The following is a 22,376-nucleotide window of genomic DNA, read 5'->3' as shown; positions in this document are numbered from 1 at the left end:
GCGTCGTGCTCAGCCGAGCCGCTTCACGGCCTCCCGGACCCTCTCGTCCGTCGCCGTGAACGCCACGCGTACGTATGTCGCGCCCGCCTCGCCGTAGAAGTCACCCGGCGCCACCAGGATGCCGAGGTCGGCCAAGTGGGCCACCGTGTCCCAGCAGGACTCTCCCCGTGTGACCCACAGGTAGAGGCTGGCCTCGCTGTGCTCGATGCGGAAGCCGTGGTTCACGAGGGCCGCCCGGAGCGCCGCACGGCGGGCGGCGTAGCGCTCGCGCTGGACGCGGACGTGCTCGTCGTCGCCCAGGGCCGCGATCACGGCCGCCTGGGTCGGCGCCGAGGTCATCATGCCGCCGTGCTTGCGGATCTCCAGGAGCGGCGCGAGGACCTCCGGGTCACCGGCCAGGAAGGCCGCCCGGTAGCCCGCCAGGTTCGAGCGCTTGGAGAGCGAGTGGACGGCCACGATGCCCTCGTACGAACCGCCGTTCACGTCCGGGTGCAGCACCGAGACCGGATCCGCCTCCCAGCCCAGCTCCAGATAGCACTCGTCGGAGAAGAGCAGGACGCCGTGCGACCGGGCCCAGGCGACGATCCGGGTCAGCTCTTCCTTCGACAGGACCTTGCCCGTCGGGTTGGACGGGGAGTTGAGCCACAGGAGCTTCAGGTCCTCGGGGTCCAGCGCGGTCGGGTCGTCGTAGACCTCGTACTCGGCGCGGGCCAGGCGGGCGCCGACCTCGTAGGTCGGGTAGGCCAGGCGCGGGTGGGCGACGCGGTCGCCAGGGCCGAGGCCCAGCTGGGTGGGGAGCCAGGCGACGAGTTCCTTGGAGCCGACGATCGGCAGGATGTGCCGGTGGGTCACCTCGCGGGCGCCCAGCCGGCGCTCCACCCAGCCGGTGATCGCGTCACGCAGCTCCGGCGTGCCCCAGACGGTCGGATAGCCCGGCGAGTCGGCCGCCGCGATCAGCGCTTTCTGGATCAGCTCGGGGACCGGGTCGACCGGGGTGCCGACGGACAGGTCGACGATGCCGCCGGGGTGCGCCGCGGCCGTCGCCTTGTACGGCGCCAGCTTGTCCCAGGGAAAGGTGGGGAGACGGTCGGAGACTGCGGACACGGGGATCTGGCTCACTTTCTCGTCCGTACGGCAAACGCCTCGGTCCCGCAGGCGATCGAGGGCGATCAGGCCGTGCGGGACCGAGGCGGCGCGGTGATGCGGGCCGCTCTCAGCCGTTCTGCGGCGGCAGCGCGGCGATGAAGGGGTGGTCCCGCTCGATCAGACCCAGCTTGCTGGCGCCGCCAGGGGAGCCGAGTTCGTCGAAGAACTCGACGTTCGCCTTGTAGTAGTCCTTCCACTCCTCCGGAGTGTCGTCCTCGTAGAAGATCGCCTCGACCGGGCAGACCGGCTCACAGGCCCCACAGTCGACGCATTCGTCCGGGTGGATGTACAAGGACCGGGAGCCCTCGTAGATGCAGTCGACCGGGCACTCCTCGATGCACGCCTTGTCCTTGACGTCGACACAAGGCTGCGCGATGACGTAGGTCACGCTGTCGTTCCTCCTCGATAGGGCGCTGGCGGGCCTCCACAGGCTCCGCCGCCTGGCGCGCGGGAGCGCGGCGTCGTCGATGCCCGCCCCTAGTATCTCCGTTCTTGGGCATGATCCGAACAGGAGGGGTGAACTGACCTGTGGAAATCTCGGCACACGGGCGCCTTGAGGTCCGTATCACCGCTGCTGACGTGGGTAAACGGGTCTCCGTGCGATGCCTGAACGATCCTGCGCGCGCGGGTGAGAAGTTCACCGACACGGTGGGTGTTCTCGCATCATGGGACGACGGTGTGCTGCTGATCACACGGAGGAGTGGCGAAACCGTCCGCATCCCGGAATCGTCGCTGGTGGCGGGCAAGGTGGTGCCGAGTGCTCCGGCCCGCCGACGCGGGCCCGCCGCCTCGTACGAGGAACTGGCGCACGTCTCCACGCGCGCGTGGCGGCCGGTGGAGAGCGAACGGCTCGGCGAGTGGGAGCTGCGGGCCGCCGCCGGGTTCACCCGCCGCGCCAACTCCGTGCTCCCGCTGGGCGACCCGGGCCTGCCGCTCGACGACGCCCTGTCCGTCGTACGGCGGTGGTACGGCGAGCGCGGGCTGCCCGCCTATGTGCAGACCGCGACCGGTGCCGAGGGCACGCAGGAGCTGCTGTGCGCGGAGCTGGAGCGGCGGGGCTGGACGCGTGAGGTGACCGCCGAGCTGTGGACCGGGGCTCTGGCGCCGCTCGCCGACCGGGAGGAGCCGGCCGAGGTCGTGCTGTCCCGGGAGGCGGACGAGGCGTGGCTGACGCGCTACCAGCGCAAGGGGCTCAGCGAGGTCGCCTTGAAGGTGCTGGGCAGCGGGCCCTCCGTATGGTTCGCGACCGTGCCCGGCGATCAGGCCCCCGCGGCCATCGGACGGTGTGTCGTCGACGGGCGCTGGGCGGGCTTCGCCGCCGTCGAGGTCGATCCGGCGCTACGGCGACGGGGGCTTGCCTCCGCCGTGATGGCCGCGCTGGCCGGGCGGGCGCTGGACGAGGGGGCGTCGGCGGCCTGGCTCCAGGTCGAGACGGACAACGCGGGGGCCCGGGCGCTGTACGCCGGGATGGGCTTCTCGGCGCATCACGCCTACCACCACTACCGCGAGCCGGGGAACTCCGGCTCCGGCCGGTAACCGATCGCCGCGAGAGGGCACGAGCCTGCTATGCCTCCCCCCTACCCCCCGCCTCCCGAACGCTCGGCCGAACTGCGCCGCCGGTTCGCCGAGGAGGCCCGCTGCGAGCGGCCCGATCTGTCGACGCTGTGCCTGCTGGTGGGCGCCGAGGCGGACGGCACGCTGGACGAGGCGGGCATGGACGCCGCCCAGGTGGAGCTGGACCGGCTGGCCGGGCAGCTGCCGTTCCGGCCCGGCGGGCCGCGCTCCTGGGCCGTGTCCCTGCGGGAGCTGCTCGGCGACCGGCTCGGCTTCCGGGGCGCGCCCGGCGACTATCAGCGGCTGGAGTCCTCGCTGCTGCACGAGGTGCTGCGGCACAGGCGCGGGCTGCCGATCCTGCTGTCGGTGGTGTGGATGGAGGTGGCTCGCAGGGCCGGGGCGCCGGTGTACGGGCTGGCTCTTCCGGGGCATTTCGTCGTGGGGTTCGGGGAGCCGGACGAGCAGGTGCTCGCCGATCCGTTCAACGGGGGCAGGACGCTGAGCGGGGCGGACGCGGAGTTGCTGGTGGCGGGGGCCACGGGGACGGCCCTGCATCCGTCGATGCTGGTGCCCGCGGCGCCCCTTGAGGTGGTCTCGCGGATCCTCAACAACGTCCGGGCCTGGGCCGCGGCCCGGCCCGAGCGGTCCGATGTGGCGCTGTGGGCGGTCGAGCTGGCGCTGCTGCTGCCTTCGCATCCGGCTCGGCTGCGGTACGAGCGGGCTCAGTTGCTGGTGCAGCGCGGGGACTTCGTCGAGGGGGCGGTGGAGCTGGAGGCGTACGCGGAGGTGGTCGGGGCGGTGGATCCGGGTGCCTCGGCCCGCATCAAGCAGCAGGCGCACGCCGCGCGGGCCATGCTGAACTGATGGCGTGGCCGCGTCCACGTCGTGCGCCTGGGCCGCCGCCAGGGCTCCGGGTGCGTCAGCTCGGGTTCGTCTCGATGGTGACGTCCCGGTCGGACTTGCTGAGCAGGGCCTGGCGCAGGGCGACGTAGACGTCCTGGGGCGTGACGGCCGTCTTCTTGCCGGTGCCCCGGGTGATCAGCACGCCGTCGAAGGTCTGGCCGTAGAGCTCCTTGAGCGCGTTCAGGTCGGGGCTGTCGACGAGCTTGCCGTCCACGGCCTTCACCCTGAGGAACTTCCACAGGGAGTTCTCCGGGCTGAACTCGATGAAGCGGGTGGCGTCCGTGCGCACGATGACGTTGGCCGACATCGCGGGCTGCGCGAACTCCTTCATCATCCGGTCGACCTCGGCGTTGGTGACCGTCGGCTCCTTGGCCGTCGTCGCCACCGGCACCGCGGCGGCCGTGCCGGTCTCCACCTGGGTCCGGTACGCCTCCTCGACCGCGTCGGTCGACCTGGCGACGTCGATGCCCTGGCCCGCCTTGCCGTACACGGCGACGGCCTTGCCCGACTGGAACGTGATCGTGCCGTCGGTCACCGAGCCGGAGCCGCCGGCGGCGTTCTCCAGCGCGGCCTGCAGCTTCTCCTCGTCGACCGGCATGACCGGCTCGACCACGCGCTCCTGGCCGAAGAGCGAGCCGACCACGGAGACCGGGTTGTAGTCGCTCTGCGCGGCCTCGCTGACGGTGGCCGCGGCGTCGAACTGGAGCCCCGCCTGGTCCGGCTTGAGCGTGACGGGCTTGCCGCCCACCGTGAGCTTCAGCTCCTTGTTCACACGGTCGTCGAAGGCGTCGTCGAGCTTCTTGACCGCGTCGTCACGGGTGCCGCCGCCGATGTCGACGCCGAGCACGGTGGTGCCCTTGGGCACGTCGGAGTGGTTCATCAGCAGGCCCGCGCCGTATACACCGCCGGCGAGGACGATCACGCCACCGGTGAGCAGGCCCAGCTTGCCGCGGCCCTTCTTCTTGGGCGCGGGCGCCGAGGGCACGTTCTGGGCGACGGGCTCGGGCAGCTTCGGGGGCGTGTGCGGCAGCGGTCCGTCGGTGTGCGCGCCCGGCCCGAACGGGGCGTTCTGGGCGCCGGGCGGCACCACGGGGATGCCGCTGGTGACGGTGTGCCCGGAGACGTTGTCGGCGGGGTTGCCGTAGCCGGGGGTGCCGGGCTCGGGGGCCGGCTTCTGCGGGGTGAGGATCGCGGTGTCGTCGCTCAGACCGCCGCCGGGGGCGTGCATGCCGGGGGCGCCCATCGGGGCGGGGCCGCCGGGGCCGCTGAAGCCGCCGGCTCCGCCCGGGCCGTTGTAGCCGCTCGGGGCGCCAGGGCCGCCGAAGCCACCCGGCTCACCCTGGCCGCCGCCCACCGGCGGGACCATCGGACCGTCCCCGGTCACCGGACCGGTCGTCGGGCCTGCGGGGCCCTGCTGTCCGCCCCGGCCGCCCGGGACGCCGGGTCCGCCCGGGCCGTTGAACCCGCTCGGGCCGCCCGGGCCCGCGGGACCGCCCTGGCCGCCGGGGATGCCCTGACCGCCGTAGCCGTTCTGGCCCTCGTGCGTGCCGTGGCCGTTCTCGGAGAAGTACGGCAGGTCGTCGCGGCGCGGTTCGTCGCCGGGGCGGGGGCCGCCGCCGAGCGGGCCCGAGGCCAGCGCCTCGGTGACGTCGAAGGAGCCGGTGCCGCCGCCGTGTCCGGGCGCCACGGGTCCGCCGGTCGCGCCGCCCGGCATCCCCGACCCGTTGGTCGCGCCGGGGCGGGACCCGCCCTGCATGTTCATGGAGCCGACGACACCGCCGGGACGCGGACCCGAGGGCGCCGGGCCCGAAGGGGCCGCACCCGAAGGTGCCGAACCCCCGGGCGCTCCGGCGCCGTTGCTGTGGCCGCCGCCCGGACCGGCCTTCGGGGCAGCGGACTTGCGCGGTGCGAACCACTCGCTCGTCGGCTTCTCGTCGGCCGGAGCCGCGGGCTCGGCGGGCGGCTCGGGCGTGGGCGCGGGGGCGCTCGGTTCCGGCGCCTCGGGGCCGGCACTCTCGGTGTCCCCGACGGGCTTGCGCACGACGACCGGCGGAATGGGCCGCGACCCGGGGATATTGATCCGGATCCGGGTCGTCAGCGTGGTCTCGGTCTTGCGTTCCTCCGGCCGCGCGGCCGAACGGCCCGCATCCGGACCGCCGTCGGGAACCGCAGGCGTCCCGTAAGGCGGCGTGCCCGAGGGGTAAGCGGCTCCGCCGCGCCCGTTGGGCCCGGAGGACGGACTGTCAGTTTCACGACTCAAGGCAGGTTCTCCCGGTTGGCTCCGCCGCCCGACTCGACCTCACTGCTCCGGGCGGCTCGGCGGCGCGCACCACCATACTGGCCACTTCTGGCCCGTATCCCACGACCGCCGGGGAAACCCACACGGGACTCGCACGTGCGCGGCGCGGAGAAGCAGTACGTCACTTGCCAAGTCGGACGCCGTCACCGTCCGGTTGCCGCGTCGGTGCGAGGGTGGCGCACATCACAGCCGCGGCCATCCCGCCGAGCAGGAAGACATAGGAGCCGCCGTCCGAGGCGAAGACGAAGTCGCCCTCCGGCCGGCTGGCGGTGAGCAGGATGACGGCGAGCATCCAGCCGGCGGCCGGCGCGACGGCCCCGCCCCGGCCGCGGGCGATCAGCGCGCCGCCGAGACACAGCCCGACCTCACCCGCGAGCGCGAGCAGCAGCCCGCCCGGGAACCAGGCGCCCTGGATCAGCGCACCGGCGGCCGCGACGACCGCGCCGAGCACGAAGAGGCCGAACAGGAGGGCGAACCGGGCAACGGAGGGCAGCCCCGGGGGCTGGGCGAGCATGGAGGTCTGGTCGTTCTTCATCACGCGTCCTCGATCCCCGCGAACAGGTCGGTCTCCGGCACTCCGGCCTTCTCGCCGCGCACCAACTCGTAGTACTCCGTCGTGAAGACGGGCTGGGCGAGCTCGTTGGAGAGGACGAAGTACTCGCCGGACACCTCGATCTGGGTGGCGTGCGCGGCCATCGCGTCGGTCTTGGCGGCGGTGTGCGCGGTGCCGTCGACCACGGTGGTGATCCGCTCGTCGCCGACCACTCCGGGGACGTCGTCGAGGGTGGCCGTCTTGGTGAACGGCAGCTCCGGGAGGGCGTCCAGGAGTCGGGCGAAGGCCTGCTCGCCCACGGTGCGCGGGACCCGGTTCCAGTAGACCTTGGCGATGGGGCAGCCCGCGTCGGCGGCGAGTTCGGCGGCGCGCATGGCGACGCGGTGGGCCTGGATGTGGTCGGGGTGGCCGTAGCCGCCGTTCTCGTCGTAGGTGATCAGGACCTGGGGGCGTACCTCGCGGATCACATCGAGCAGATGACCGGCGGCCTCGTCGACGTCGGCCTGCCAGAAGCAGTCGGGGTCGTCGTTGTCGGGCAGGCCCATCATCCCGGAGTCGCGGTAGCGGCCGGTGCCGCCGAGCAGACGGAAGTCGTCGACGCCGAGCTCGCGCATGGCGGCGGTGAGCTCGCCGAGGCGGTACTCGCCGAGGTCGGTGCCGGACAGATGGGCGAGGCCGGGCGGGATGACCTCGCCCCGCTCACCGAGCGTGCAGGTGACCAGGGTCACGTGGGCACCGTCGGCGGCGTACGCGGCCATGGTCGCGCCGTTGTTGATCGACTCGTCGTCCGGGTGCGCGTGCACGAGCAGCAGACGCCGGGCGGGCAGTTCCGTCATGGGCACACCCTAGACGCGACCTCAGAACTTGATGCTGCCGATCATGCTGGCCACGCTCGTGGTCAGATCGCTGATCGTGGGCGCCATGGTCGAGGAGGCGAGGTAGAACCCGAGGAGGATGCAGACGACCGCATGCCCGCCCTTCAGTCCCGACTTCTTGATCAGCAAGAAGACGATGATCGCCAGCAGCACCACCGCCGAAATCGAGAGTGCCACGGCGGCTCACCTCCAAAGATCCCAAGAGCGCGGGGGGTCGGACTTAGGGGGCAGATAAATCCATAAGGCAGCCAGCGGGTTCATACCCACTATGCGCTAGTGATCATAACTATCCGTACGCGCGCATCGGATGGCGCACGGCCGCACAAGGGGGCGCATGGCCAATATGGTCGGGGCATGACGATGAGGTCTGATTCCTTCCCCCGACGGCACGCGCGCACCCAGCGGTTCACGCTCGGCGCGCCGCGCGCGTTCACCGTGGCGCCCGACGGTTCGCGGGTCGCTTTCCTGCGCTCCTCCTCCGGTACGGACCGGGCGAACGCGCTGTGGGTGCTCGACCCCGGGGACGGCGGGGAGCGCGTGGCGGCGGATCCGCGCGCCCTCCTCGGCGGCGGCGAGGAGCACCTCTCCCCGCAGGAGCGGGCCCGGCGCGAGCGCAGCCGCGAAGGCGGTGCCGGCATCGTCGGCTACGCCACCGACGAGGCCCTGGAGTTGGCGTCTTTCGCCTTGTCAGGCCGCCTTTTCGTGGCCGAGCTACGGGCCGGGACGGCACGCGAACTCCCCGTCCGGGGACCGGTGATCGACCCGCGCCCCTCCCCCGACGGCCGCCATGTCGCCTACGTCGCCCAGGGCGCCCTGCGTGTCGTAGGTGCCGAGGGAGAGGGGGAACGGACCCTGGCCGAAGGGGAGTCGGAGCAGGTCTCCTACGGTCTGGCGGAGTTCATCGCGGCCGAGGAGATGGGGCGTTCGCGGGGCTTTTGGTGGGGTCCCGAGTCGGACCGGCTGCTGGTGGCGCGGGTCGACGACGCGCCGGTGAGCCGGTGGTGGATCTCCGATCCGGCCCATCCGGAGCGTGAGCCGCAGCGGGTGGCGTATCCGGCGGCGGGCACCCCCAACGCGGACGTACGGCTGTTCGTCGTCACCCTCGACGGGGGGCGCACGGAGGTGATGTGGGACCGGGCCCGCTATCCGTATCTGGCGCATGTGCACTGGTCAGCGGCGGGCGCGCCGCTGCTGCTCGTCCAGGCGCGCGACCAGCGCAGCCAGCTCTTCCTGGCCGTGGACCCGGAGTCGGGGGCGACCCGGATGGTGCACGCGGACGAAGATCCCATTTGGCTGGAACTTTTCCCTGGGGTGCCGTGCTGGAGCCCCTCCGGGCAGCTGGTGCGCATCGCCGACGAGGGCGGCGCGCGGGTGCTCGCGGTGGGTGAACGCCCGCTGACGGGAGCGCAGTTGCACGTCCGTGCGGTGCTGGACGTCTCGGACGACGACGTGCTGGTCTCGGCGTCCGCCGGGGAGAGCGCGGCGGAGCCGGAGATCGGCGAGGTGCATGTTTATCGGGTGAACGAGCTCGGGGTGGAGCGGGTCTCTCAGGAGCCCGGCGTGCACTCGGCGGTACGCGCCGGAGGCGTGACCGTATTGGTGTCCGCGTCACTGGACCGGCCGGGGGCGCGGGTGCGGGTCCTCCGGGACGGGAAGCAGACGGCGACCGTCCCCTCGTACGCCGACGATCCCGGTCTGTCCCCGCGCGTGACACTCACTCCGGGGGGCGCACGCCGTGTCCCGTGCGCCGTGCTTATGCCAACGGACTACCGCGGTGACACCTCCCTGCCGGTGCTGCTGGACCCCTACGGCGGCCCGCACGGCCCGCGGGTGGTCGCCGCGCACAACGCGTTCCTCACCTCGCAGTGGTTCGCCGACCAGGGGTTCGCGGTGATCGTCGCGGACGGCCGGGGTACCCCGGGCCGCTCGCCCGCATGGGAGAAGGAGATCCACCACGACCTGACCGTCGCGCTCGACGACCAGATCGACGCCCTCCAGGACCTCGCCAAGACCCACCCGCTCGACCTGAACCGGGTCGCGATCCGCGGCTGGTCCTTCGGCGGCTGGCTGGCGGGGCTCGCGGTGCTGCGCCGCCCGGACGTCTTCCACGCCGGCATCGCGGGCGCTCCGGTCACGGACTGGCGGCTGTACGACACCCACTACACGGAGCGGTATCTGGGCGACCCGGCCGCGCACCCGGAGTCGTACGCGAAGAGCTCCCTGGTGACGGACGAGGGCCTGTCCTCACCCGCCGGCTCCCACCGCCCCCTGATGATCGTGCACGGCACGGCCGACGACAACGTGGTCTTCGCGCACGCCCTCCGCCTGTCCTCGGCGCTGCTGTCAGCGGGCCGCCCGCACGAGGTCCTGCCCCTGTCGGGCGTGACCCACATGACGCCCCAGGAACAGGTCGCCGAGAACCTGCTGCTGCTCCAGGTGGACTTCCTGAAGCGTTCCCTGGGTCTGTAGGTACGGCAACGGGCCGGGGCGACATGGCGCGCCCCGGCCCGTTTACGGCACCCGCACGGCCGTACGTTGTTCAGACTGACGCGTCCGTATATCGGAACCGGGTCAGCCGAGTTGCCTCTGTGTTACTCCGCTTCCTCGGTCGGGACGACCTGCTTCTCCTCCGCGAAGTGGCAGGCCGAGTCGTGTGCCGCGGGGCCCTCCAGATGGCGGAGGTGGGGTGGGACCGCGAGGAGCGGGACCTCCTGGGCGCAGCGTTCCTGGGCCTTCCAGCAGCGGGTGCGGAAGCGGCAGCCGGAGGGGATGTTCGTCGGGGACGGGACATCGCCGGCCAGGATGATCCGCTCGCGGTGTTCCCGGGCCTCCGGGTCGGGGACGGGGACCGCGGACAGGAGCGCCTGGGTGTAGGGGTGCGTCGGATGGTCGTAGATCTCGGTGTCCTTGCCGGTCTCCACGATCCGGCCGAGGTACATGACGCCCACCCGGTCGGAGATGTGCCGGACGATCGACAGGTCGTGGGCGATGAAGATGTAGGAGAGGTCGAAGTCGTTCTGGAGGCGGTCCATCAGGTTGATGACCTGGGCCTGGACCGAGACGTCCAGGGCCGAGACCGGCTCGTCGGCGACGATGACCTCGGGGCGCAGCGCCAACCCCCGTGCGATGCCGATGCGTTGGCGCTGGCCGCCGGAGAACTGGTGCGGATAGCGGTTGATGTACTCGGGGTTGAGGCCGACGACGTCCAGCAGGTCCTGGACCTTGCGGCGCCGGTCGCCCTTCGGGGCCACCTCGGGGTGGATGTCGTAAGGCTCCCCGATGATGTCGCCGACCGTCATCCGGGGGTTGAGCGAGGTGTAGGGGTCCTGGAAGACCATCTGGATGTTGCGGCGGACCGCCTTCAGGGCCTTGCCGGACAGCTGGGTGATGTCCTCGCCCTTGTACGTGATCGAACCCGCCGTCGGCCGCTCCAGGTTGACCAGCATCTTGGCCACCGTCGACTTGCCGCAGCCGGACTCCCCGACGATGCCGAGGGTCTCGCCCTGGTCCAGGTGGAAGTCCACGCCGTCGACGGCCTTCACCGCGCCGACCTGCTTCTTGAAGAGGATGCCGGTGGTCAGCGGGTAGTGCTTGACCAGTCCGCTGACCTGAAGGATCGGCTCAGCCATGCAGGCACTCCCTCCAGAAGTGGCAGGCGCTGCCGCGGACTTCGGAGACGTCGTACAGCGGGGGCTCGTCCGTGCGGCACACGTCCTGGGCCATGGGGCAGCGGGGGTGGAAGGCGCAGCCGGGCGGGATGTGCATCAGGTTCGGCGGCAGGCCCTTGATGGCGTAGAGCTCCTGGCCCTTCTGGTCAAGGCGCGGGATGGAGTCGAGCAGGCCCCGGGTGTAGGGGTGGGCGGGCGCCTTGTAGATGTCGTGCACGGGGGCCGACTCCACGATCCGGCCCGCGTACATCACGGCGATCCGGTCGGCGACGTCCGCGACCACGCCGAGGTCGTGGGTGATGAGGATCAGGCCCATGTTGTACTCGCGCTGCAACTCCGCGAGCAGATCCATGACCTGGGCCTGGACCGTGACGTCCAGGGCGGTGGTCGGCTCGTCGGCGATGATCAGGGCGGGCTCCAGGGCCAGCGCCATCGCGATCATGATGCGCTGGCGCATACCGCCGGAGAACTGATGCGGGTACTGCTTGACCCGCTCCTTGGCGGCGGGGATGCGGACGTGGTCCATCAGTTCCACGGCCTTGGCGCGGGCGTCCTTCCTGGACATCCCCCGGTGCACGGTGAACATCTCGCCGAGCTGGTCGCCGACGCTGAGCACGGGGTTCAGGGAGGACAGCGCGTCCTGGAAGATCATCGCCATCTCGGCGCCGCGGATCTTCCGGCGCTCCTCCTCCTTCAGCTTCAGCAGGTCCCTGCCCTGGAAGAGGACCTCGCCCGCGGTGATCCGCCCCGGCGGCGTGTCGAGGATGCCCATGACGGTCTGCGCGGTGACCGACTTGCCGGAGCCGGACTCGCCGAGCACGGCGAGGGTCTCGCCCGCGTCGACCCCGTAGGTGACGCCGTTGACCGCCTTGGCGACGCCGTCCCTGGTCCGGAACTCCACGTGCAGATCACGCACTTCGAGGAGCACGACTCACCTCAGCTTCGGGTCGAGGGCGTCGGGCACCGCACGCACTTTTCGAGGCATGACACCGTCACCTCAGCTTCGGGTCGAGGGCGTCGCGGACCATGTCCTCGCGGACGGCGAACGCCGGTACAGGGCCTGTCCGGGCGCCGGGACCGCGCGACGAGCCGAGGTCGGCTGTCGCGCGGGGCACGGGCCCGCCACCGGGCACCGCACGCACTTTTCGAGGCATGACACCGTCACCTCAGCTTCGGGTCGAGGGCGTCGCGGACCGCGTCGCCGAGCATGATGAAGGCCAGGACGGTGATCGCCAGGGCGCCCGAGGGCCACAGCAGGGCGTGCGGAGCGTTGCGGATGTAGGGGGAGGCGGCCGAGATGTCGATGCCCCAGGAGACGCTCGGCGGCTTCAGTCCCACGCCGAGGTAGGACAGGGTCGCCTCCAGCGAGATGTAGGTGCCGAGCGCGATGGTCGCCACGACGATCACCGGGGCGACCGCGTTGGGCAGGATGTGCCTCAGCAGCATGCGGGAGCTGGAGGCGCCGAGGGCGCGGGCGGCGTGGACGTAGTCGTTCTGCTTGACGGTGATGACCGAGCCTCTGGCGATGCGGGAGATCTGCGGCCAGCCGAGCAGCACCATGAACCCGATCACCGGCCAGATGCTGTTGTTGGTGACCACCGACAGCAGCACGAGCCCGCCGAGGACCACGGGGATGGCGAAGAAGATGTCGGTGATCCGGGACAGCACCGAGTCCGACGCCCCGCCGAAGAACCCGGCGAGTCCGCCGAGGACGCTGCCGAGGAGGGCGACGCCGAGCGTGGCGCAGACGCCGACGGCGACGGACGTACGGGCGCCGTAGACCGTACGGGTGTAGACGTCGCAGCCCTGGCCGTTGAAGCCGAAGGGGTGTCCGGGCTGGGAGCCCTGCTGGGCCTTGGCCAGGTCGCAGTTGAGGGGGCTCATCCAGGTGATGGCGCCCGGCCACAGGGAGATGAAGACCAGGAAGAGGATGACCAGGCCGGCGATGATGAAGACGGGGTTGCGGCGCAGATCGCGCCAGGCGTCGGACCAGAGACTGCGCGGCTTCTCCTGAGGGCCGGTGCCCTCGGGGCCTCCCGGAGTCCGTCCGCCGGAGGCGGCTGATGGATGCTCCAGCGCCTCCGCCTCGCTCGCGCCCAGATCCATGGCACCGCCCATGCCGGTCGGGGCGATGGCGCCCTCGGGTTCTCGGGGTTCAGGCATAGCGGATCCTCGGATCGAGTACGGCGTAGAGAAGGTCGACGAGGAGATTGGCGACCAGGAAGACCAGGACGAGGACGGTCACGAAGCCGACCACCGTCTGGGTGTTCTGCCGCAGGATGCCCTGGTAGAGCTGGTAGCCCACGCCGTGGATGTTGAAGATCCGCTCGGTGACGATCGCCCCGCCCATCAGGGCGCCGATGTCGGTGCCGATGAAGGTGACGACGGGGATCAGCGAGTTGCGCAGCAGATGCTTGGTGATCACCCGGTGCCGGGGCAGGCCCTTGGCGACGGCCGTACGGACGTAGTCGGACCGTTTGTTCTCCGCGATGGAGGTACGGGTCAGGCGGGTCACGTACGCCAACGACACGGACGCGAGGACCAGGCCCGGCACGATCAGCTCGCCGAAGGTGGCGTCGGTGGAGACCGACGGCTTGATCCAGCCCCACTCCACGCCGAGCAGCAGCTGGAGCAGCAGACCGGTGACGAAGGTCGGCACGGAGATCACCACGAGCGTGACCAGCAGGACGCCGGTGTCGACGGGCCGGCCCCGGCGCAGACCCGTGATCACGCCCAGCGTGATGCCGATGACGATCTCGAAGAGGATGGCAACGATCGTCAGCCGGATGGTCACCGGGAACGCCGACGCCATCAGCTCGGTGACCTCCTGACCGTTGAACGCGGTGCCGAAGTCGCCGGTGAAGACGTTCCCCATGTAGGTCAGGTATTGCTGCCACACCGGCTTGTCGAGGCCGAACTCCTTCTCCAGCTGGGCGGCCGTCGCCGGGTCGCACTGCCGGTCGCCGCACAGCCCCGCGATGGGGTCGCCCATCACGTTCACCATGAGGAAGATCAGCAGGGTCGCCCCGATGAAGACCGGGATCATCTGGAGCAGACGCCGGACGACGTACCGTCCCATGGGCGCTCAGCCGACCTTGATCTCGTTGTAGACGGGGACGCTGAACGGATTGAGCTTCACGTTGGTCAGCCGCTCCGAGTAGCCGGCGCTGCCGTTCTGGTACCAGAGCGGGATGGCGGCCATGTTGTCCCGGACGACCTCCTCGGCCTGCTGGAAGGTCTCGACCGCCTTGGCGGTGTCGGTCTCGGCGTTGGCCTGGTCGACGAGGTCGTCGAACTCCTTGTTGGACCACTTGCCGTCGTTGGAGGAGGCGTTGGTGTAGTAGAGCGGCTGGAGGAAGTTCTGGATGAGCGGGTAGTCCATCTGCCAGCCCGCGCGGAACGGGCCGCTCATCTTCAGGTCGGTGATCTGGCTGCGGAAGTCGGCGAAGGTGCCGACCGGGTTGCCGACGCAGGCGCGCTCGTTGTCGAGCGCGTTGTTGATGGAGTTGCAGACGGCGTCCACCCAGTCCTTGTGCGAGCCGGTGTCCGCGTTGTACGTGATCTTGACCTGGCCGCCGGGGAGCCCGCCGCCCTCCTCGATGAGCTGCTTGGCGGCGTCGGCGTCGTACTCGCAGGCGTCTCCGCACAGTCCTTCCTTGAAGCCGCCGTCCTCGCCGAGCACCGGGGAGGTCCAGTCGGTGGCCGGGGTGCGGGTCTTCTGGAAGATGGTCTCGGTGATCTGCTTGCGGTTGATGGCCCGGGACAGGCCCGTGCGGACCTTCTCCATGCCGGGCTTGTTCCAGGCGTCGTCGTAGAAGGGGAAGGCGAGGGTCTGGATGATGCCGGCGGGGGTGTTGAGGTAGCGGTCGCCGAGGTCGGCCTGGACGTTCTTGAGCTGGGAGGCGGGGACGTCGTCGACCAGGTCGAGGTTGCCGGCCAGCAGGTCGGTGTAGGCGGTGTTGTTGTCGGTGTAGACCTTGAGGTCTACACCGCCGTTCTGCGCCTTGTCGTTTCCGGGGTAGCCGTCCCAGGCGCGCAGGGACATCTGCGAGCCCTTGGCGTAGGAGTCGATGGTGTACGGGCCGTTGCCGACGGGCTTGCTCAGCCAGGCGTCGTGGTCGTCGAAGAACGACTGCGGGAGCGGGGCGAAGGCCGGGTAGCCGAGGGTCTCGGGGAACGTGGAGAACTTCTGGCTGAGCTTGACGGTGAAGGTCTTGTCGTCGACGACCTTCAGACCGGACAGCGTGTCGGCGCTCTGCTTGCTGCCGTCCTCCGGGTGGACCTTGTCGTAGCCGTCGATGTAGCTGAAGAAGTACGCGTTCTTCTGGTTGTTCTTCAGGCTGGCGCCGTAGTTCCAGGCGTCCACGAAGGACTTGGCGGTGACCTGCTCGCCGTTGCTGAAGGTCCAGTCCTTGATCTTGACGGTGAAGTTCTGCGAGTCGGTCGTCTCGATGCTCTCGGCGAGCATGTTCTTGGCCTCGCCCGTCTCCGGGTCGTACTTCTTCAGGCTGCGGAAGATCATGTCGAGGACCTTGCCGCCCTGCACCTCATTGGTGTTGGCGGGCTCCAGGGGGTTCTGCGGGTCACCCCAGGAGGAGCTCAGCACGGCGCTGGTGTCACCGCCGCTGTCTCCGTCGCCGCCTCCGCAGGCCGTCGCCGCGAGCGCTACCGCCGCCGCGCAAGCGGCCCATTTGGCGTGCGTGACTCCACGCATGGAGTGCCTCCTCATGACTGCGCTGTGCCTCCAGCGCCGCGGCGCTGATCCGTTACCGGCAAATATCGAGGCAAAAGGCATAATCCGCATACGCACCCCACCTTTCGGGGGGTCCCTCAGACCCATTCGGGCCCTCCTGAATGGATCTTCGATGCGGGGCGCAATGGATCTTCGGCATCCGATGCCGAACCGTTGGATTCGGACCCTCCGATGTACGTATTTCGGCACTACGGCGTCCGCATAACGAACTCCTTGCCCGAATAGTCCAGTTAGTCCAAGTCAAGGCACAACTCGATCACGGTGCACTACCCGCGTAGCTACGGAACAGTCAAGATGGAGTAAAGAAGGTAAATAGAGAACCAAGCCAACCCAGAATTTATTGACCTTGAATGAATTGCGTTGAAAAAGTCCGGCGTAGCCCGTAGGGGAGTGCCCTGCGGAGTCATCAGACCCTCCCTGGGCCAGGAGCACCATGACCCCCCCAACTCCATCAGCGGCTGCCCCGCTTGAGGCGACCGACGAGAGCGTCGAGAAGTCGATCACTTCTCCCGCACCGGCGGCCAACGAGAGCAGGTCCCCGGGACAGCTCGCCTGGCGTCGCTTCAAGCGGGACCGCACGGGCGTGATCGCGGCATTTGTCGTGATCTTCTTCTTTGCGATCGCCCTGTGCGCACCCCTGATATCGAAGCTGTACGGGAAGGATCCGTACGAGACATACGGCATCAACACGCCCGGCCTGCTGGGGGACAACGGCTTCCCCGTCGGACCCAACGGCGGTATGAGCGGCGAGTTCTGGTTCGGCATCGACCCCCAGCTCGGCCGCGATGTCTTCACGTTCCTGCTCTACGCGATCCGCAACTCGCTGCTCATCGCCACCGCCATCACGCTGCTGGTGGTGATCATCGGTGTGGTGATCGGCGTGACCGCCGGCTACGTGGGCGGCAAGACGGACTGGTTCCTCGGCCGGGTCATCGACATCCTGCTGGCCTTCCCGTCCCAGCTCTTCTTCGTGGCCTTCACCCCCGTGGTGATCGCCCTGTTCGTCGGGGCCGACGAGAACACCCCGGTCTGGCTCACGGTCACCTGCCTGATCGGCCTGCTCACCCTGTTCGGCTGGTCCTCCATCGGGCGTCTGCTGCGCGGCCAGGTACTGGCCCTGCGCGAGCGCGAGTTCGTCGAGGCCGCCAGGGTCACCGGCGCCTCCCCGGCACGCATCATCTTCAAGGAGCTGCTGCCGAACCTGTGGACGCCGATCCTCATCCAGGGCACCCTCACCCTCCCGGCGATGGTGACCACGGAGGCCGGCCTCGCCTTCCTCGGCGTGGGTCTCCAGGACCCGACCCCCGACTGGGGCGTCATGATCGGCTACGCCGCCAAGTTCTACCAGGACGACATCACCTTCCTGCTCTTCCCGGGCATGGCCATGGTGATCTTCGTACTGGCGTTCAACCTGCTCGGTGACTCGGTACGCGACGCGCTCGACCCGAAGACCAAGCGCTGACTCCGGCCCTTTTCAGGACCACGGCAAAGGTGCCGGGGTGCCGGATCCTCTCTCTCATCAACTCACTTACCTAGGCAGGATGCGATGTCCTTCTCGCGCAGAAACTTCCTGATAGCCACCGGCGTGGCCGCGGCTTCGGGCTCCGTGCTCACCGCGTGCAGCAGCGGTGACTCCACCAGCAACTCCGGTGGCGGCAAGCAGGAAGCGGCCAAGGCCCAGGCGACCGTGGTCAAGATCGGCACGGCTGAGGACTCCAAGGGCCCGGCCCCCGAGGTCGCCGGCGCGAAGAAGGGCGGCACGGTCTACCTTCTGAACGACGACGACTTCTCGCACCTCGACCCGCAGCGCATCTACTACGCCTGGAACTCGCTGGCGGCGATGGTCATCTCCCGTACGCTGACCGGCTACAAGATCGCCGACGACGGCTCGCAGACCCTCGTCGGCGACCTCGCCACCGACACGGGCAAGATGGAGGACGGCGGCAAGACCTGGACCTTCACGCTGAAGGACGGCATCAAGTGGGAGGACGGCTCCGACGTCACCGTCGATGACGTCCGCCACGGCATCGAGCGTGCCTTCGCCACCTTCATCACCGAGGGCGCCTTCTACGTCCAGACGTGGCTGACCGGCTCCACGGACTACCGCAAGTCGTACTCTGGCCCCTACAAGGGCAAGCACCTGAAGTCGATCGAGACCAGCGGCAAGTCCATCACCTTCCGCCTCTCCGAGGCGCGTCCGGACTTCAACTACGTCCTCGCGATGCACTCCTACGCGCCGACCCCGGTGAAGAAGGACACCAAGCAGGACTACGACAAGAAGCCGGTCTCCAACGGCCCTTACAAGATCAAGAGCCACGTCACCGACAAGTCGATGGTCCTGGTCCGCAACGAGAACTGGGACCCGGCGACGGACCCGATCCGCAACGCCTACCCGGACCAGTTCGACCTCACCTTCGGTATCGAGCAGCTCACCGCCGCCGACCGTCTGCTCGCCGACTCGGGCAAGGACCAGTACGCCACCTCCTGGCGCACCGTCCCGGTGGAGCGCGTCGCCAAGGCGACCACCGAGGCCAAGGACCGGGTCTTCTCCGGCCTGAGCAACGGCACCAGCGTCTACTGGATCAACACCACCCGCGTGACGGACCTGCCGGTCCGCGAGGCCATCATCCGCGCCTGGCCGACGGCCCAGATCCGTCAGCTTCAGGGTGGCGCCAACCGCGGTGACTACGCGACCGGCATCATGAGCCCGCTGGTCGCCGGCTACGAGTCGCAGGACGTCTGGGGCAAGCTCAAGAACCCGGCGGGCGACCCGGCCGCCGCGAAGAAGGTTCTGGAGAAGGCCGGCAAGACCGGTTACAAGGTCGTCTACGCCTACCAGAACGACCCGACCAACGCGAAGGTCAAGGTCGTCGTCGAGCAGGCCCTGAAGAAGGCCGGCTTCGACGTCGTCACCAAGCCGATCGACTCCACCACCTGGTACGACCAGGTCGGCAAGCTCGACAACGGCTTCGACATCTACTGGGGTGGCTGGAGCTCCGACTGGCCGACCGGTTACTCGGTCTTCCAGCCGCTGTTCGAGAGCACCCAGGTCAAGGACCAGGGCCAGAACTACTCCCACCTGAAGGACCCGGCCGTGGACGCCGCCATCAAGGCCGCCACCGCCGAGGTCGACCAGGACAAGGCCAACAAGATGTGGGCGGCCCTGGACAAGCAGGTCACGGAGACCGGCGCGTTCATCCCCGACGTCTACATGAAGCGCATCTACCTGCACGGCTCCAAGCTCGGCAACGTGAAGATGGACCCGAACTTCGACGGTTGCATGCTCTACAAGATGTACGTCAAGGCCTGATCCATCACCTGAGCGGTGGGGGCGGCTCAACAGCCGCCCCCACCCTCGGCTCTCGTCCTCCGGGCCACCGGTCACCCCCGGCCCGGCCCGATCCGCACGACGGCCCTCCCAGGAAAGCCACTCCCCATGCTTCGCTTCCTCACGCGCCGGCTCCTCGGCGCCGTGATCACGCTGTTGATCATCAGCGCGGTCACGTTCATGCTGTTCTACTCGGTGCCGCGCGACCCGGCCCGAATGGCCTGCGGCAAGCTGTGCACGCCGGAGACGCTTGAGCTGATCCGCCACAACATGGGGATCGCCGACCCGCTGCCGCAGCAGTACTGGGACTGGCTGGCCGGCATCTTCGTGGGCCGCGACTACCCGGGCTTCGGCAACTGCGAAGCGCCCTGCCTGGGCTACTCCTTCGTCAACCGCGAGCCGGTGCTCGCCACCGTATGGGACCGCTTCCCCACGACGTTCTCCCTGGGCATGGGGGCCGCCGTGGTCTTCGTCGTCTTCGGTGTCGGTATGGGCATGCTGGCCGCGCGCCACCAGGGCAAGGCCGTCGACAAGTTCGCCTCCGGCGCCTCGCTGGTCGCCTCGTCGATGCAGATCTACTTCGTGGGCACCCTGGCCCTGTACTTCTTCGTCTACCAGTGGCAGATCCTGGACCAGCCGGGCTACACGCCCTTCACCGAGAACCCGGGCGCGTGGTTCAGCGGGCTGCTGCTCCCCTGGCTGGTGCTCGCGCTGATCTTCACCGCGAACTACACCCGTATGACGCGCTCCCAGATGGTCGAGACGCTCAACGAGGACTACGTCCGCACCGCCCGGGCCAAGGGCCTGTCCCGCCGTACGGTCTTCTTCCGCTTCGCCTGGCGCGGCGCGATGGGACCGATCGTCACCATCTTCGGCATCGACCTCGGTGTCCTGCTCGGCGGCGCGATGATCACCGAGCAGACCTTCAGCCTCCAGGGCATCGGCATGCTCGCGGTGAAGTCCGTGTTCACCAACGACCTTCCGATGCTGCTCGGTGTCATGGTTCTCACCGCGTCCTTCGTGGTGGTGGCCAACATCTTCGTCGACGCCTGCTACGCCCTCATCGATCCGCGCATCAGGCTCGCCTGACCCGCCACCCCCACCAGCTACCCCGCATCACCCCTTACTGGAGCGTCCCCGTGACGAGCACCGAACAGCAGCCCTTCCTGTCCATCAAGGACCTGAAGGTGCACTTCTCGACCGAGGACGGCACCGTCAAGGCCGTCGACGGTCTCTCCTTCGACCTCGCACGCGGCAAGACGCTGGGCATCGTGGGTGAGTCGGGGTCCGGCAAGTCGGTCACCAATCTGACCATCCTGGGTCTGCACAACCCGGACAGCACCCAGGTCGAGGGCTCGATCGTCCTCGACGACCAGGAGCTGAACGGGGCGCCGGAGAAGACCCTGGAGAAGCTGCGCGGCAACAAGATGTCGATGATCTTCCAGGACGCGCTGACCTCGCTGTCGCCGTACCACACCATCGGCCAGCAGATCGGTGAGACGTACCGCAAGCACACCCGCTGCTCCAAGCAGCAGGCGCGGGCGCGGGCGATCGAGATGCTGACCCGGGTCGGTATCCCGCAGCCGGAGGTGCGGGTGGACGACTATCCGCACCAGTTCTCCGGCGGTATGCGCCAGCGCGCGATGATCGCCATGGCGCTGGTCTGCGACCCCGAGCTGCTCATCGCCGACGAGCCGACCACCGCTCTGGACGTCACCGTGCAAGCCCAGATCATGGACCTGCTCAAGGACCTCCAGAAGGAGTTCGGCACCGCGATCATCTTCATCACCCACGACCTGGGCGTGATCGCCGACATCGCCGACGACGTGCTGGTGATGTACGGCGGCCGGTGCGTGGAGCGCGGCACCAAGGAGGAGGTGCTGCGCGACCCGCAGCACCCCTACACCTGGGGCCTGCTGGGATCGATGCCGAGCCTGGAAGGTCCGGTGGACGTGCCGCTGAACCCGATCCCGGGCTCGCCGCCGTCACTGCTGAATCCGCCGTCGGGCTGCCGCTTCCACCCGCGGTGCGCCTTCACCGAGAAGGTCGAGGGCGGGCTGTGCTCGTCCGGGCGGCCGGCGCTTGAGATCGTCGACGGACGCGGTTCCGCCTGCCACCTGACCGCCGACCAGCGCCGCGAGTTCTTCACCGACCTCGCCGGCAGTCGCTCCAACTGACGTACAAGAGACGGGATTTCACCACCATGAGCAGCACCACTCCCCTCCTGGACGTCTCCGGGCTGACCAAACACTTCCCGATCAAGGGCGGGTTCCCGATCCGCCGGACCGTCGGCCATGTGCAGGCCGTCGACGGCCTGGACTTCCAGGTCCACGAAGGCGAGAGCCTCGGTCTGGTCGGCGAGTCGGGCTGCGGCAAGTCGACCACGGGTCGGCTGATCACCCGCCTGCTGGAACCGACGAGCGGCACGATCTCCTACCGCGGCAAGGACATCACCCGCGCGGACCGCAGGCAGCTCGCGCCGGTCCGCTCCGAGATCCAGATGATCTTCCAGGACCCGTACGCCTCGCTGAACCCGCGGCACACGGTCGGCAAGATCATCGCGGGTCCGATGGAGATCAACGACATCAACCCGGAGGGCGGCCGCGAGAAGCGGGTCCGCGAGCTCCTGGAGATCGTCGGTCTCAACCCCGAGCACTACAACCGCTTCCCGCACGAGTTCTCGGGCGGTCAGCGCCAGCGCATCGGCGTGGCCCGTGCGCTCGCCCTGGAACCGAAGCTGATCGTGGCCGACGAGCCCGTCTCCGCGCTCGACGTCTCGATCCAGGCCCAGGTCGTGAACCTGCTCCAGAAGGTTCAGCGGGAGCTGGGCATCGCGTTCGTCTTCATCGCCCACGACCTGGCCGTCGTACGGCACTTCTCGCAGCGCGTCGCGGTCATGTACCTGGGTAAGATCGTCGAGATCGCCGACCGCGACGACCTGTACGGCAACCCGCGCCACCCCTACACGCGTGCCCTGCTGTCCGCCGTACCCGAAGCGTCGGCGGACGACAAGCCCGCCCGCGAGCGCATCCGCCTGACCGGCGACGTGCCCTCTCCGATCAACCCGCCGTCCGGCTGCCGCTTCCGCACCCGCTGCTGGAAGGCGACCGAGAAGTGCGCCTCCGAGGCGCCGCCGCTGGTCCAGGTCGAGGGCAACAAGCCGGGCCATCTGACCGCCTGCCACTACCCAGAGACGGAGGCCACCGTGCCCGCGCCCCGTCTCGCCAAGGACCCCGAGGCCGCGGCCTGACACACCCCTTTCGTCAGCCGCAGCCCGCGGAACGGACTTTCAACGGC

General features: G+C 69.4%; 20 protein-coding genes. 8 read left to right on the top strand and 12 right to left on the bottom strand.

All coding sequences use genetic code 11. The features are described 5' to 3' along the window. Nucleotides 1-9: 9 nt before the first annotated feature. Complete coding sequence (locus RMT89_RS18200) at nt 10-1,104, bottom strand: bifunctional succinyldiaminopimelate transaminase/glutamate-prephenate aminotransferase (RefSeq protein WP_315884814.1); 1,095 nt, start codon at nt 1,102-1,104, stop codon at nt 10-12. Between the two features lie 109 nt (nt 1,105-1,213). Next, the gene (gene fdxA / locus RMT89_RS18195; RefSeq protein WP_003985062.1) at nt 1,214-1,534 is read right to left on the bottom strand and encodes a ferredoxin; all 321 of its coding nucleotides are present in this window, start codon (nt 1,532-1,534) and stop codon (nt 1,214-1,216) included. A gap of 140 nt (nt 1,535-1,674) precedes the next feature. On the opposite strand from fdxA, the gene RMT89_RS18190 reads away from it, so the two are divergent. Further along, nucleotides 1,675-2,682 carry a GNAT family N-acetyltransferase gene (locus RMT89_RS18190; RefSeq protein WP_315884802.1) on the top strand — a complete coding sequence of 336 codons (1,008 nt, stop codon included), beginning with the start codon at nt 1,675-1,677 and terminating at the stop codon, nt 2,680-2,682. A gap of 30 nt (nt 2,683-2,712) precedes the next feature. Beyond that, entirely contained in the window at nt 2,713-3,564 is an 852-nt protein-coding gene (locus tag RMT89_RS18185) for a transglutaminase-like domain-containing protein (RefSeq protein WP_315884801.1), read from the top strand. Nucleotides 3,565-3,619: 55 nt separating this feature from the next. Here the strand turns inward: RMT89_RS18185 and RMT89_RS18180 are convergent, their stop codons facing one another. The 4 genes from RMT89_RS18180 to RMT89_RS18165 all read right to left on the bottom strand — a co-directional run bounded on the left by RMT89_RS18180 (nt 3,620) and on the right by RMT89_RS18165 (nt 7,507). Then, nucleotides 3,620-5,863 (bottom strand): hypothetical protein, encoded by a 2,244-nt coding sequence (locus RMT89_RS18180; protein WP_315884800.1) that lies wholly within the window; start codon nt 5,861-5,863, stop codon nt 3,620-3,622. Nucleotides 5,864-6,023: 160 nt separating this feature from the next. Continuing rightward, on the bottom strand, nt 6,024-6,437 hold the full coding sequence (locus RMT89_RS18175) for a DUF6113 family protein (RefSeq protein WP_315884799.1): 414 nt from the start codon (nt 6,435-6,437) through the stop codon (nt 6,024-6,026). Next, nucleotides 6,437-7,291: an N-acetyl-1-D-myo-inositol-2-amino-2-deoxy-alpha-D-glucopyranoside deacetylase gene (mshB, locus tag RMT89_RS18170; protein WP_315884798.1), complete on the bottom strand. Its 855-nt coding sequence runs from the start codon at nt 7,289-7,291 to the stop codon at nt 6,437-6,439. The genes RMT89_RS18175 and mshB overlap by 1 nt, the downstream gene beginning before the upstream one ends. Before the next feature lie 21 nt (nt 7,292-7,312). After that, the gene (locus RMT89_RS18165) at nt 7,313-7,507 is read right to left on the bottom strand and encodes a hypothetical protein (protein WP_186280602.1); all 195 of its coding nucleotides are present in this window, start codon (nt 7,505-7,507) and stop codon (nt 7,313-7,315) included. A gap of 177 nt (nt 7,508-7,684) precedes the next feature. Here RMT89_RS18165 and RMT89_RS18160 point away from each other — a divergent pair, with 177 nt between their 5' ends. Continuing rightward, nucleotides 7,685-9,799 carry a prolyl oligopeptidase family serine peptidase gene (locus tag RMT89_RS18160; protein WP_315884797.1) on the top strand — a complete coding sequence of 705 codons (2,115 nt, stop codon included), beginning with the start codon at nt 7,685-7,687 and terminating at the stop codon, nt 9,797-9,799. A gap of 122 nt (nt 9,800-9,921) precedes the next feature. Here RMT89_RS18160 and RMT89_RS18155 read toward each other — a convergent pair whose 3' ends face one another. The 6 genes from RMT89_RS18155 to RMT89_RS18130 all read right to left on the bottom strand — a co-directional run bounded on the left by RMT89_RS18155 (nt 9,922) and on the right by RMT89_RS18130 (nt 15,712). Next, the gene (locus tag RMT89_RS18155) at nt 9,922-10,959 is read right to left on the bottom strand and encodes a dipeptide ABC transporter ATP-binding protein (protein ID WP_315884796.1); all 1,038 of its coding nucleotides are present in this window, start codon (nt 10,957-10,959) and stop codon (nt 9,922-9,924) included. Further along, nucleotides 10,952-11,926, bottom strand: a complete 975-nt coding sequence (locus RMT89_RS18150; RefSeq protein ID WP_315884795.1) for an ABC transporter ATP-binding protein — start codon at nt 11,924-11,926, stop codon at nt 10,952-10,954. Before RMT89_RS18150 ends, RMT89_RS18155 begins: the two co-directional genes overlap by 8 nt. Nucleotides 11,927-11,990: 64 nt before the next feature. Continuing rightward, nucleotides 11,991-12,152 (bottom strand): hypothetical protein, encoded by a 162-nt coding sequence (locus tag RMT89_RS18145; protein WP_315884794.1) that lies wholly within the window; start codon nt 12,150-12,152, stop codon nt 11,991-11,993. A gap of 7 nt (nt 12,153-12,159) precedes the next feature. Then, on the bottom strand, nt 12,160-13,161 hold the full coding sequence (locus RMT89_RS18140; protein ID WP_315884793.1) for an ABC transporter permease: 1,002 nt from the start codon (nt 13,159-13,161) through the stop codon (nt 12,160-12,162). Beyond that, nucleotides 13,154-14,077, bottom strand: coding sequence for an ABC transporter permease (locus RMT89_RS18135; RefSeq protein WP_315884792.1), 924 nt, complete (start codon nt 14,075-14,077; stop codon nt 13,154-13,156). The genes RMT89_RS18140 and RMT89_RS18135 overlap by 8 nt, the downstream gene beginning before the upstream one ends. Before the next feature lie 6 nt (nt 14,078-14,083). Further along, nucleotides 14,084-15,712 carry an ABC transporter substrate-binding protein gene (locus RMT89_RS18130; RefSeq protein WP_315884791.1) on the bottom strand — a complete coding sequence of 543 codons (1,629 nt, stop codon included), beginning with the start codon at nt 15,710-15,712 and terminating at the stop codon, nt 14,084-14,086. Between the two features lie 472 nt (nt 15,713-16,184). Between RMT89_RS18130 and RMT89_RS18125 the strand changes: the two genes are divergently transcribed. The 5 genes from RMT89_RS18125 (at nt 16,185) to RMT89_RS18105 (ending at nt 22,329) form a co-directional block, all read left to right on the top strand. Next, a complete protein-coding gene (locus RMT89_RS18125) occupies nt 16,185-17,213 on the top strand; it encodes an ABC transporter permease (protein WP_315884790.1) in 1,029 nt (342 codons plus the stop codon). A gap of 84 nt (nt 17,214-17,297) precedes the next feature. Further along, a complete protein-coding gene (locus RMT89_RS18120) occupies nt 17,298-19,061 on the top strand; it encodes an ABC transporter substrate-binding protein (protein ID WP_315884789.1) in 1,764 nt (587 codons plus the stop codon). A gap of 126 nt (nt 19,062-19,187) precedes the next feature. Continuing rightward, nucleotides 19,188-20,168: an ABC transporter permease gene (locus RMT89_RS18115; protein WP_315884788.1), complete on the top strand. Its 981-nt coding sequence runs from the start codon at nt 19,188-19,190 to the stop codon at nt 20,166-20,168. Between the two features lie 50 nt (nt 20,169-20,218). Then, complete coding sequence (locus RMT89_RS18110) at nt 20,219-21,256, top strand: ABC transporter ATP-binding protein (protein ID WP_315884787.1); 1,038 nt, start codon at nt 20,219-20,221, stop codon at nt 21,254-21,256. 26 nt (nt 21,257-21,282) lie between these two features. After that, nucleotides 21,283-22,329, top strand: a complete 1,047-nt coding sequence (locus tag RMT89_RS18105) for a dipeptide ABC transporter ATP-binding protein (protein WP_315884786.1) — start codon at nt 21,283-21,285, stop codon at nt 22,327-22,329. Nucleotides 22,330-22,376: the final 47 nt, after the last annotated feature.

Source organism: Streptomyces sp. P17, from assembly GCF_032436805.1.
In the GTDB taxonomy this organism is placed as follows: Bacteria; Actinomycetota; Actinomycetes; order Streptomycetales; family Streptomycetaceae; genus Streptomyces.
This window is presented reverse-complemented; position numbering and strand designations above follow the sequence as displayed.